This window comes from Acidaminobacter sp. JC074, from assembly GCF_022496765.1.
In the GTDB taxonomy this organism is placed as follows: domain Bacteria; phylum Bacillota; class Clostridia; order Peptostreptococcales; family Acidaminobacteraceae; genus JABXKX01.
Genome location: NZ_VANV01000006.1, coordinates 92884 through 105519, shown reverse-complemented (window position 1 = coordinate 105519; position 12636 = coordinate 92884). Strand labels below are relative to the sequence as shown.

At 37.1% G+C, this 12636-nt stretch carries 11 protein-coding genes; 5 read left to right on the top strand and 6 right to left on the bottom strand.

Features of this window, described 5'->3' with window-relative positions:
- Window positions 1-21: 21 nt before the first annotated feature.
- The 6 genes from EZV73_RS07855 to EZV73_RS07830 form a co-directional block, all read right to left on the bottom strand.
- Window positions 22-864 (bottom strand): serine hydrolase, encoded by an 843-nt coding sequence (locus tag EZV73_RS07855; protein ID WP_240839707.1) that lies wholly within the window; start codon window positions 862-864, stop codon window positions 22-24.
- Window positions 840-1601, bottom strand: a complete 762-nt coding sequence (locus tag EZV73_RS07850) for a PHP domain-containing protein (protein WP_240839706.1) — start codon at window positions 1599-1601, stop codon at window positions 840-842. The genes EZV73_RS07855 and EZV73_RS07850 overlap by 25 nt, the downstream gene beginning before the upstream one ends.
- Window positions 1602-1657: 56 nt before the next feature.
- Window positions 1658-3199, bottom strand: a complete 1542-nt coding sequence (locus EZV73_RS07845; RefSeq protein WP_240839705.1) for an amidohydrolase family protein — start codon at window positions 3197-3199, stop codon at window positions 1658-1660.
- 39 nt (window positions 3200-3238) lie between these two features.
- Window positions 3239-4222 carry a dipeptidase gene (locus EZV73_RS07840; protein ID WP_240839704.1) on the bottom strand — a complete coding sequence of 328 codons (984 nt, stop codon included), beginning with the start codon at window positions 4220-4222 and terminating at the stop codon, window positions 3239-3241.
- On the bottom strand, window positions 4188-5153 hold the full coding sequence (locus EZV73_RS07835) for a C39 family peptidase (RefSeq protein WP_240839703.1): 966 nt from the start codon (window positions 5151-5153) through the stop codon (window positions 4188-4190). The genes EZV73_RS07840 and EZV73_RS07835 overlap by 35 nt, the downstream gene beginning before the upstream one ends.
- A gap of 242 nt (window positions 5154-5395) precedes the next feature.
- A complete protein-coding gene (locus EZV73_RS07830) occupies window positions 5396-7255 on the bottom strand; it encodes a sigma 54-interacting transcriptional regulator (protein ID WP_240839702.1) in 1860 nt (619 codons plus the stop codon).
- 107 nt (window positions 7256-7362) lie between these two features.
- Here EZV73_RS07830 and lysA point away from each other — a divergent pair, with 107 nt between their 5' ends.
- Genes lysA through EZV73_RS07805 form a run of 5 tightly spaced genes read left to right on the top strand, consistent with a single transcriptional unit; the run spans window position 7363 to window position 12611 of the window.
- Complete coding sequence (lysA, locus tag EZV73_RS07825) at window positions 7363-8637, top strand: diaminopimelate decarboxylase (RefSeq protein WP_240839701.1); 1275 nt, start codon at window positions 7363-7365, stop codon at window positions 8635-8637.
- Window positions 8637-9548, top strand: coding sequence for an LD-carboxypeptidase (locus EZV73_RS07820; protein ID WP_240839700.1), 912 nt, complete (start codon window positions 8637-8639; stop codon window positions 9546-9548). The genes lysA and EZV73_RS07820 overlap by 1 nt, the downstream gene beginning before the upstream one ends.
- Window positions 9545-10372 (top strand): serine hydrolase, encoded by an 828-nt coding sequence (locus tag EZV73_RS07815; RefSeq protein WP_240839699.1) that lies wholly within the window; start codon window positions 9545-9547, stop codon window positions 10370-10372. Before EZV73_RS07820 ends, EZV73_RS07815 begins: the two co-directional genes overlap by 4 nt.
- Window positions 10366-11478, top strand: coding sequence for an alanine racemase (gene alr / locus EZV73_RS07810; protein ID WP_240839698.1), 1113 nt, complete (start codon window positions 10366-10368; stop codon window positions 11476-11478). The genes EZV73_RS07815 and alr overlap by 7 nt, the downstream gene beginning before the upstream one ends.
- Window positions 11475-12611 (top strand): M20 family metallopeptidase, encoded by a 1137-nt coding sequence (locus EZV73_RS07805; RefSeq protein WP_240839697.1) that lies wholly within the window; start codon window positions 11475-11477, stop codon window positions 12609-12611. The genes alr and EZV73_RS07805 overlap by 4 nt, the downstream gene beginning before the upstream one ends.
- Window positions 12612-12636 lie beyond the last annotated feature (25 nt).

The window sequence follows — 12636 nt, the reverse complement described above, 5'->3', positions numbered from 1 at the left end:
ATCCAATTTTATATAATTCATTTATATCAAAGAACCATTTCTTGATATAAAATGATTAAATAACATATTTGTTAGCTTAGAACCATATACATATGATTCATGTTCGGGATGATAAAAGTGATCTTTAAAGTCTCTTGTAAATAAGATCAGCACATAATCACCAATATCCGTCCTTACTATGCCACCATCATTTCTAACATGGTCAAAAGAACCACTCTTTGACATAATCACCACTGCTTTTTCATCACTGAGATAATCCTCATCTAAAAGTGAAGGCGGCATTGATTTTGTAAACATAGACTGATACTTCTGCTTAGAAAGTATGTCTAAAACCCAAGTGTTCATATCATGATTTAAAAAACGTTCATTTAAAAGACCTTCAAATAACCTGCCGTATTCTAAGGCAGTAGTTTGGCCCAACGTGTCATATTGATCAAAGTCCAGTATATTTAGAAGTTTGGTACTTTTAAATCCAAACTTTGAAATCGATTCATTAATAGCATCCATACCCAATAAATCAATCAGACAGTTGGTCGCTGTATTATCACTAACAATGATCATAAGTGTTGACAGGTCTTCTAATGTCAGTGATACATTTAAAGACAAGTCTTTTAAAATACCAGAACCACCAATATAATGCTCTTCCCTTATCGATATGATTTCTTTCTTGTCTAAGTGACCATCTTGAACCTTCTTTGCGATGACCAGTAAGATGAAAGCTTTAATGCAAGATGCGGTTTCATAAAGTAGGTCTTCATCTTTTGCAATGACTTGATTACCATGTGACCAGTAAAGAGCGTATTCTCCTGAAAAACCTGCCATGATATGTTCAATGCGATTTAAAGTCTTATTAGATTGGTCCATGCCTTCTTGTCTCCCTCATAAGATACCGCTCTAAAAGATACACCTTCTTTTGGTAGCTTGATCTTATTTGATTTGTAAAGTCTTGCTTGTCTTAGCTTATTGTAAACAGTTATTTCAATTCTTCCTGGACTGATGATTTCTATAAAATCATTAACAATGATTTCATCAATCCTTGCACCAGTAGAAGCATAATAAGCTCCTGATTTTATGGCTTCTAAAGGTTCTAAGTCATCTTCTATAACAATATAACCTCTAAAGTACATGATTTTACCATCCACTTCATAAGCATGGGAATCATCTACCGAAAGACACAATAGGTCTCTATCTTCTAAAAGTCTCTCATAATAATCAGAAGCATCCGAGTCCGCTTTTGAATTATAAACTTCTATACCATCATAGTTTTTTAGCTTAAGCATCATATCCAGAGGAATCATGATGTTTTTAGGATGGGCTATAAAAACCATGTTGCCCTTTGACTTCAGTAAATCAATGAAATCTTGAACCTGGTCTAATGATGTATAAAAAAGACTTTTGTATGTATTGTCATTATGGTCGATTGTTGACTGTCCATTATCTAAAGTCAGTAAATGAAAATGATACCTCTTATCTAAATCTAAATAGCAGTTGTACTCACAGCCATTAAGATTAGCATCATCTGTCTTGTAATAAAGTCTGTGGTCTGTAATGGCTACAAAATCATAACCATGACGCTTGTAAAGCTCTGCTAAAGTATCCACTTCAAACTCACCATCAGTTCGTTTGGTATGGACATGGACATTACCTTTTCTATGTTTTATAAACTTAATAACATCTCACCAGCACTTTCTCTTACTTGTCCATTTTCAAGGGCAAGTTTACCGCCGACAATGACATAAGAGATGCCAAGTGGGGCTTGTATGGAATCATCATATCTTGCTTGATCTGTAATCTTATCTTTATCAAAAATAGTTATATCTGCATGGTAACCGACTTTAATCGAACCTCTCTTTTTTAGTCCCATCAAGTCTGCTGGTAGACCAGTCATCTTGTAAAGTGCTTGATCTAATCTCATCCAACCATGTTTTCTATTTAAGCTTAAGTATCTAGGAAATGTACCAAAAGACCTAGGATGCGGCATGCCTTTTACCAAGCTTTTATCTAAACTATAGGCCGAACCATCGCTGATGACAGCACAATCTGGTCTAGAAGCTATCTTAAAGACATCTTCTTCAGTCATGGTAAAACGAATAGTCGGCACATCACAATTGAGGTTTTCTAGTAAATAGATCACTGTTTCTGCCTCAGACTTGTTTAAAAGCCCACTGATCTCACGAATCGATTTACCATCTCCCTGATCAAAGAATCCCCTAGTCGTTACCACTACCACTCTGTCTAGGCCCATCTTATAGGAGTTGTCTGACTCTATGCCTTTTATGACCCTCTCTCTTTCATATTTGAAACGATACATCATCTTTTCTGTACCACCATCATGTACCCAGTTCGGAAGTACGGCTGAAAGCCCTGTGGCTGATGCTATATAGGGATACTGCTCAAAAGTAATATGAACGCCTTCTTTGCTTGCATCATCTATAAGTTTTAAAAGTTCATCCGCTCTATGCCAAGATCCATATCCCAGTTTTAAATGAGATATATGAACATGAGCTGAAGACTTTCTTCCAATCTCTATTAGCTCCTCTACAGATTCAAAAACATCAACATTTTCATTTCTGATATGAGAAGATACAATCTTATCATATTTTTTTACGACCTTGGCAAGTTCGATAAACTCTTTTGTGTTTGCAAACATACCAGGCGCATAAGCAACACCCAGAGACAAACCAAAGGCGCCCGCTTTTAGTTCCTCATGAAGTAAGGCTTTCATTTGATCAATTTGATCATCAGTCGCTTCAAGGTCTAGATCACCTACTACCGATAGTCTTAAAGGACCATGACCGACAAGGCCTGCCCAGTTAAGAGACATATCTCTAGAAAACTTCTTAGCAAAATCATCTATAGACCTAGAATCGTACTCAGTTAAATCATTGTTTTTTTCCTGAAGGGCCATGCCCTTTTGTGTATAAGGAAAATATGAAAAGCCACAACAACCTGTCACTTCTGTTGTCACCCCTTGATAGAGCTTACTGTCATTAGTAGGATGCATAATAAACGACACATCCGAATGAGTATGCATATCTATAAAGCCAGGTGATACCACTAAACCTCCAGCATCGATAACCTTTTCTCCATCTAAGTCAGGTTTCATTGCTCGAATCATCCCGTCTTTAATCCCGATATCTAGATAATGAACTTGATTGTCTGTGATGACTTCTCCATTTTTTATTACTAAATCAAACATTGCCTCACCTTATATTTATGCAAGATGCATACCAATTTCCTACTCAGGTAATTTTTCCTTTAAAAGTCTATAAAAATTACCGCCAAATACTTTATCTATTACTTCTTTATCATAACCTCTTGTTAAAAGGTTGTTCTCAATTTTATCTAGGTCCCCATAAGTCACAACATCATGTTTTTTTCCATCGTTGTAATACAAATCACACAGGTCAAAACCGAAGCCAACACAGTCCTCTCCGCCAACTTTTATAAAGTGATCAATATGGTCACAAAGTCTTTCTAAGGTATGGTTTTTTTCATCCACGATGAAGGTATAACCATTTACACCAATCACACCTTTTCTGTCTGCAATGAACTTAATCTGTTCATCTGTCAGATTTCTAGGAATGGGATTTAAGACTCTTGAATTAGAATGTGAAGCGATAAGTGAGCCACTTGTATACTTGATCACATCATCAAAACCTTGATCGTTTAGATGACTGACATCCACCAGCATACCAAGTTTCTCAGCATGTTCAACAACCTCTATACCAAAAGGTGTTAAACCACCTTTGATACCTTGTCTAGGATTTCTAAAGTAAGAACCATCTGCCACAAAATTTCTTCTTGACCATGTCAGGCCAACTGCCCTTACACCTAAATCGTAAAACACATCTAAAAATTCAATATGGTTCATAATAGGCTCAAGTCCTTCTAAAGACAGGAGTATACCAATCTCATCAGTTGCCATGACCTGGTCTAGATCAGCCCTTGAATATACCATTCGAAAAGATGAACTGATGTCGTTTTTAATGGCTTGTATTTGCTGCAAGGCTTCTGATAAAGCCATTTCAACTCTATCAGATTCTATAAATATAGCTGCAATAACCAGCTTTAACTTTGCTTTTCTGAAATCATCTAAAAAGTAGGTATCCAGTATCTGACGTTGTCCTTTTTTTCTTAGATTATGGACGATGCCACCTAAATCCAAATGGGCATCAATTGAAAAATTATATAACGTCTTTTCCTTTGGTTCTAACAACATAGATTACGTGTCTCCATATCTTCAAAAAGTCTTCTAATTTGTAATACCTTTTAACGTCTCTTTCTGTTTTGGAAGCCGAGTCGTTGACGATAATATAAGCTTCATCATCTTCCTGTAAAAACCCTCTTATCACCATCAAATGTCCTTCAGGATAAGCTTGTGGTGCACCAGATATGACTTCAGGTGTTTTAACGGATGCAACTATTGGTATCCCACTTTGGATGTAGGTCATCAAGCTTGAAATATCATAGCAGTAATCTACGTAAGCTTCAAAATTACAAGAACCAGCAAAAGCAACATTATAAGCCCAGTTACCATACATATCAGAACCACTGTCATAAGAGTTTCTTGCCACGTCTAATGCTTTCATCTCAAAGCCATAATAATTTAATACCATGGTTAAAGCCGTCGGCGAACAGGCAATTGTTCCAATATCATGAATCAGCATCTGTGATACCATGGGAACCTCCAAGTCGATGTTTAAAACCTCAGGCGTCTTTATATCCTTAACATCTTCAACGGCAAGAAAAAGATCTCTCATATGAGGCTTATATGAATCGCAGGTAATCTCAAAGGCAAGTTGACACATGTTTATGGGCTCTTTAGAAACCACTTCATCGATGTCTAGTCTTACATGACCATAAACCTGATCTGTAATGGACCCTCTTGAGTAAGACTTACACCATTTGCCATAGGTCATCCAAGGTGACCAGGCCCCACTTGTCTGAACCCTTATAAATACTTCTACGTAGCCACCAAACTCAACTAAGGCATTCCATGAAACCACCATTCTATGAGTCTCTGGCACTTCTAAGGCTTGTGATTCAAATCTTCCAAGAGATTTTTCATCTATCAAACGATAACCATCTTCATACTCTAGGTTTTCAAGATGGGCATTTTCTATCATATCTTTTAAACTATAAACTAACATATTTATCCCCTCATCGTTATTATTTGCAAAATGCGTGCCACAATTTAAAAGTTCCTTATTGCAACAGAATTTTCTGACTTTTTCAAATATTACTCCGCATTCGCGGAAAAAAATCAAACTCAAACCTACAAAAGCCTTGAAACAGCCTATTCCGCATATGCGGAACTACACAAAAAAATAAAAAGCATTTGAATACGAATGATTCAAATGCTCATGATAACTACTTTATAAGAATTCCGCAACTACGGAATTTTCCGTTCTTTTATGATTTTTAGTCTCTGATAAAGCTTGGTTTTTTTGATATCAAGAATTTCCATTGCTGCTTCTTTATCACCACCGGTATATAAAAGTACCTGTTCAATAATATCTAACTCCGTGTCCCATAAAACTTGATTGAGAGGTTTTAAAAAGAAATCCTTGTTCATATAGTTACGTTTAACCACTTTGATGTGAATATGATCACTTAAAATCAAATGGTCTTCACACAGGTTAACTGCCCTTTCCAGAACGTTTTCAAGCTCTCTAACATTACCAGGCCAAGTATAAAGCCTTAGTTTTTCATAAGCATCTTGAGACAATTTCTTTTCTTTAACACCTACATTTTTACAGACCTTTGGTAATAGGTATGAAACCAGTTCGTAGATGTCTTCAATCCTTTCTCTTAAAGGCGGTTGTTTAATAGGAAAAACATTGATTCTGTAATATAAGTCTTCTCTAAACGCCCCATCCTTTACGTCTTTTTCTAGATTTCTATTGGTGGCTACAATGATTCTTACGTTAACCTGAATCTCTCTATCACCGCCGACTCTAAAGAAGGACTTGTTCTGTATAGCCTGTAAAAGCTTGACTTGCATGCTCTTCGAAAGGTCACCTATCTCATCTAAAAAGAGAGTGCCGCCATCTGCTAGTTCAAAGTATCCCTTCTTGCCCTTGTTACTAGCACCTGTAAAGGCCCCCTTGTCGTAACCAAACATTTCACTTTCTATAAGTGTTTCTGGAATAGAGTTTAAGTTAACCTGAATAAAGGGCTGATCACAGAGCTCTGAAGCCTCATGGATGGCCTTTGCAAGAATGGACTTGCCCGTCCCACTTTCACCAAGAATCAAAACATTGGATTTAAAGCAAGAAGCCTTATATGCAAGTTCTTTAACCTTCATCATCCGTTTACTAGAACCAATGATGGTGGTAAAGAGGTAATCGTATTTTTTCATATCATCCAACCTAGCATTGGCCATTTTTAGCTTCTTAAAGGCCATGTTACGTTGGTTTTCTGCAATTTGTATCCTTGACATATCGTTCATCAAAAGATAAGCGCCAACGGTCTTATTGTTTCTGACAATTGGATTAAGTGTAGACAAGATGCCTATGCCATTGATAGTCCCATTTTTTCTTTGATAAGAAATCTCTTCACCCCTAGCACAAACCAAAAGATCATGAACAATTTCTTCCTCTTCATGATAATATCTGATATGGTTTTTCTCTATGGTCATTTCCTGACTGCCTTTGACCTTTTCATAATAAGTCTTGCCAGTCATCAAATCTTTTAAATCTTCCTTCCAAATGGTATAACCACCCATTTGATAAAACTTAAAAGCTTTACTTTTACTATCTAATATAACAATATGGTTAAAAAAATTGTTAAAGTAATACCTGTAGTTTTCTCCATAAACAGAAATTTCAACAAAGCGTTCTAGGTAATCAATTTTAGAGACAAAGTCCACACCTAAAAAAGAATCTTCCATTACAAAAGTATCCAAAGTTCTATCGGGATGCTTGAGCTTTGATTTTCCCCTAACTCCTGTTTTATACTGGCCTACAGCTAAAAGAGAAGTACCTTTTTCTATAGAAAGAAGATCAATGCCAAAAGCTTTTAAATCCTCTCTGTCGATACCGCCTTTATCAGCTCCAAAGGCTGTATAAGCCATAATAACAATATCACCTTCATTCAATCTTCCTGCTGGATGATCCCACAAGCAGTTTCTTTTAGCACCAAGCATCTGTCTGGCCTTGGCATTGTATTTCATAATGATACCGTCTTCATCGATGGCAATTAATCCTTCACTCATTTCATCTACAAAGTCTTCAATTTCTAGTCTGTTCATTTTGCCACCCCCTAGATAAAATATAGCACTAAATAATCAGATTCGCCAGCCCAATGATTGGCACGGTACTTGCATTAATATTAAAAAAAATATTAAGGAGAATGACAATGAACTTATTATGGGATAAATGTGACACATTAGAACTGGCTAAAAAATACGGCACACCACTTTATGTCTTATCAGAAACGAAGATAAGAGAAAGGTGTAGAATCATCCAAGATGATTTTCTAAAAAAATACGACAATACCAAGGCCGTTTATGCTTCAAAGGCTTTCTTAACAACTGCCATGTGCAAAATTATTGAAAAAGAAGGTTTAGGACTTGATGTGGTTTCTGGTGGTGAACTTTATACAGCCATTCAAGCAGGCTTTCCGATGGCTATGGTTGAATTTAATGGCAACAACAAAACCATTGACGAACTTGAACTTGCTGTAAACCATGAAATTGGAAGAATCATTGTGGACAATGCCTACGAGCTGGACCTTTTAGAAAAGATCTGTAAAGAAAAGAACAAGGTCATGGATATCTTGTTTAGAATTGTCCCTGAAGCCGATACAGATACACACGAATATATTTCTACTGGACATAAATCCTCTAAATTCGGCATCAACTTACTACCTGAAACGATTTTCTCAATTATAAAGAGAGCTGTAGATTCTGACTATGTCAACTTCAAGGGCATACATTTCCATGTAGGTTCCCAGCTTCATGACAATAAGAGTCATTTAAATGCAATTTCTAAGACACTTCACTTAATAAAGGATCTAAAGGATCAAAATATTACAGTTGAAGATATGAATATAGGTGGCGGCTTCGGTATTCACTACACAGATGATGACCAAGTAAAACCACTTGCTTATTTCTTAGAGCCTTCCATGAAGATTATAGAAGACTACTGTCAAGAAAATGATCTAGAAAGGCCTATGATCATCATTGAACCAGGTCGTTGGATCATTGGTGAAGCCGGCATTACCTTATACACAGTAGGTGCCATAAAAACCAATGGTGATAAAAAATACATCAGCATTGACGGAGGCATGAGTGACAATATCAGACCGTCTCTTTATCAAGCTAAGTACCATGCAGATATATGTAACAGATTGGATGAGGACAAAACAGACCTTGTGACTGTTTCAGGCAAGTTCTGCGAATCATCTGATCTGCTCATTAGAGACATTTATTTGCCAAAGGCTCAGTCTGGTGATATCTTGGCCGTTTATTCAACGGGCGCTTATACTTACTCTATGGCTTGCAACTACAACAAGCAACCTATTCCAGGTGTTGTCCTAGCCTGTGAGGGTAAGGATTATGTCCTGGTCAAGAAGCAAACTTTCTCAGATTTAATCAGAAACGAATGTATACCAAGTCATTTGGAGGAATAATGAAACCTAATAAACTTAAAGTGGGTGACAAACTGGCCGTCATTGCACCAGCTTCACCTTATGCACATGATGATTATGACCGTATCAAGGCTAATATACAAGCACTTGGCTTTGAAGCAGAGCTTCTTCCCACATGCTTTTTAAGCCACGGTCACTTTGCCGGAAGCGATGACGAGAGATTAAGAGATCTTCATGAAGCATTTGAAAATCAAGCATACAAAGGCATCATCTGTTTAAAAGGTGGTTACGGCACACCAAGACTTCTAGAAAAACTGGATATGGATTTGATAAAAAGCAACTTCAAACCCTTTATCGGTTATTCAGATATTACTGCCCTTCATGTGGCATTTAACAATATAGGACTTGTAACCTTTCACGGTCCAATGGCATCATCTAAACTTGAAGATGACTATACACTAGACCATATGAAAAAGGTTCTTTTAGATGATAAGCCTTTATGTATAGAAAATCCCCAAGACGAACAAATTAAGGTCCTGGTAGAAGGCAAGTGTCAAGGAAAAATCGTTGGCGGTAATCTTTCGCTCTTGGCTTCTACCCTAGGCTCTCCCTACGAAATAGATACAAGGGGAAAGATCCTCTTTATTGAGGAAATCAATGAACCCATTTACGTCATAGACAGGATGTTAACAAGTCTGAATCTTGCAGGTAAGTTCAGAGACTGTGTTGGTGTCATACTCGGCACCTTTACAGGCTGTGTATCAGATAAGGATAAAGAAGACTTAAGGTTTGATCAAGTCATTGAGGAAATTATCATTCCCTACAAGAAACCAACCATTATCAATCTAAGAGCTGGCCATAACTTCCCTCAACCAACGATACCTTTTAATGTTATGGCCACTCTAGATACCAAGATGACAAAACTAACATTTGAAGAAGGGGCAACTGTATGAAGCTAATTGAGAAAATCGAAAGAGAGCTGGACCAGGACTATGCCATAGTCATTGATGGACCTGACTACATAGCCATCAATGAACACGAGTCATTCAATCCTGCATCGACCATCAAACTCTATATCCTCTATGCAGGTCTTGTCGCTATGGAGACTAAAAAGATTCATAAAGACGACACCATAGAGATAAAAGCTAAAGAAATTGTTCCTGGTGCTGGGGTTATTCAGTATTTATCTGCTAGAAAGTATACTCTTGATGACCTTTTAACACTGATGATTGCCTATAGTGACAACACAGCAACCAATGTCATGTTGGATGTCTTGTCTATCGACTATATACAAAGTATCGTTGAGTCTTTAGGTTTAAAAGAAACCTTTGTAAGAAGAAAACTCTATCACATGATTCCTGGAGTCTTTAACGCCTCTTCAGCAAGTGATTTAAACATCATTTTGCATCACATTTACGAAGGTATAGGCATCAGTAAAGACTTATCTGACTATGGCAAAGAAATCATGAAAAAACAGCAATACAAAAACATTGGTGCAAAGCTGTTGACCTGTGCCAGATGTAAAAAGATCATCTCAGACAATACCTGCACCTGCGGTCTTTACATAGGTGATGTCGATCCTATTATGGTTCCAGTTTATTCAAAGTCTGGTGAAATCACAGGTCATGTACATGATGCCTGTATCATAGACATACAAGGTCAGCCGATCTACGTGACCATCCTAACTAGTAGACAAAAGAACAATCTTGAAACCAAAGAAAAATTAGGTAAGATTGGCCTTATGATATACAATCATTACAAGGAGGTCTTATGTTAAGAGATACACACATAAAGATAAACATAGACCACTTAGAAAATAACATCACGTCTATCAGGGATTACTGTAAAGGAACAAGAGTGGGTGCTGTTCTTAAATCAAATGCCTATGGTCATGGTTCTAAGTATATGGCCAAGGCCTTATACGATATGGGCATCACCACTTTTTTAGTGGCCACCCTCCTTGAGGCGATGGAACTAAAAAATGAAAACGATGATTACAATGTGATCATCATGGGCCATACACCTGATAAGTATTTAAATCAAGTCATTGATAAAAAGATTACTCAAACCGTCTTTACCTATGACCAGGCAAAACTTTTAAACGATCTAGCAGAACAACCTGTAAAGGTTCATGTAAAAATAGAAACAGGCTTTAACAGGCTTGGCATGCAGATCACTGAAGATACTGCTTCTACAATCAAGAAAATAGCTGATTTAGACAAGATTATAATAGAAGGTGCCTTTACACATTTATCTCTTGAAAACAGGGCCTCTGATTTAAAACAGTTTAACAAATTTATGGACTTAATGAATGAAGTCGAAAAGATGGGGGTAAAGATTCCAATCAAACATGTTTGTGACAGCATCAGTATGGTCCTTCATCCAGATTTTCATTTAGATATGGTCAGGGTTGGCGCCTTACTTTATGGCCTTGAATCAGAAGAAAAAGGTGTTTTAGATATCAAACCTATTTTGAGTTTTCATACCAAGCCCTCTCATATAAAGACCATCAAAAAAGGAGAGACCATTTCTTATGGCAACAGGTGGATCGCGGGAGAAGACAGCATCATCGCTACCCTACCTTTTGGCTATTCTGATGGCTATCCTAGAAATATGTACGGCAAAGGACAAGTTCAAATCAAAGGCAAGTTCTACCCTATCATTGGCGTCATATGTATGGACCAATGTATGGCTCATGTAGATAAAGATGTGACCCTTGATGATGAAGTTGATATCATCAATGAAAACATGACAGTCTCTGATATCGCAGCTATGGCTGAAACAAACAAGAACGAAGTTGTATCACGATTCACACCACGTGTACCCAGAGTATACATAAAAAATAAACAGATAATCTATGTAGAGAACGGATTAATAAAATGAATGTAAAAGAGAGAATCAACCAGATATTTGACCAAATGGTAACTGTAAGAAGACACCTGCATATGCATCCAGAACTTAGTAATGAAGAGTTTAAGACTCAGGCCTATATCATGAGCTTTCTCAATGACTTAAACATCGATTGCAAGCCTTGTGCTAAAACCGGCGTCATAGCATCTATAGGTTCTAAAAAACCATGCATCGGCATTCGAGCTGATATTGATGCACTGCCTATTCAAGAAATAAACCAAGTCGATTATAAATCAAAACATCAAGGGGTTATGCATGCATGTGGACATGATGTCCATACTACTATCTTACTGGGAACAGCTAAAATACTTAAAGAAATGGAAGATGAACTAGAAAATAGCGTCAAACTCTTTTTCCAACCTGCAGAAGAAACCACTGGCGGCGCTTTACCAATGATTGAAGATGGTGCACTAGAGGGTGTTGATTATGTCTTTGGTCTTCATGTAATGCCATATTTAGAAGTTGGGCAAATTGAAGTCAAACATGGTCAACTGAATGCTTCTAGTAATGGTGTGGAGATTAAACTAATTGGTAAGACAGGACATGGTGCTTACCCTGAAAAGGGTGTGGATAGTATCATGGTTTCTGCAAACTTACTCACAAGTTTACAAACAATTGTGAGTAGAAACACATCACCACTGGATTCGACAGTCCTATCCTTTGGTACCATTCATGGTGGTTCTAAGTCAAATATCATTTGTGATGAAGTCACTTTATCAGGTACTTTAAGAACGCTTTCCAAGGAATCTAGGGCTTTTTCCATTAAACGTATTCAAGAGATTACTGAACACATCGCTAAAGCACATGGTGCTGATTGCAGGGTGACTATCCTCGATGGCTACGAGCCACTTGTTAATAACAATGACCTTGTGGATTATATAGAAGACACCTTAGAAAAGGACTTTGATATTGTCTATAAAGACAAACCAAGTTTAGGTGTGGAAGATTTTTCTTACTTCTCCAATAGAGTGCCTGGTGCCTTTTATCATTTAGGCTGTAGCAATCATCGTTCTGATTCCTTACATCAAAATGATTTTGATGTAGATGAAAACTGCATCAAATCAGGTATTTTAAGTCAAGTCATGTTGGTATTAAACATGAAATAAGCAAAATAATTAACTCCTTTTAGAA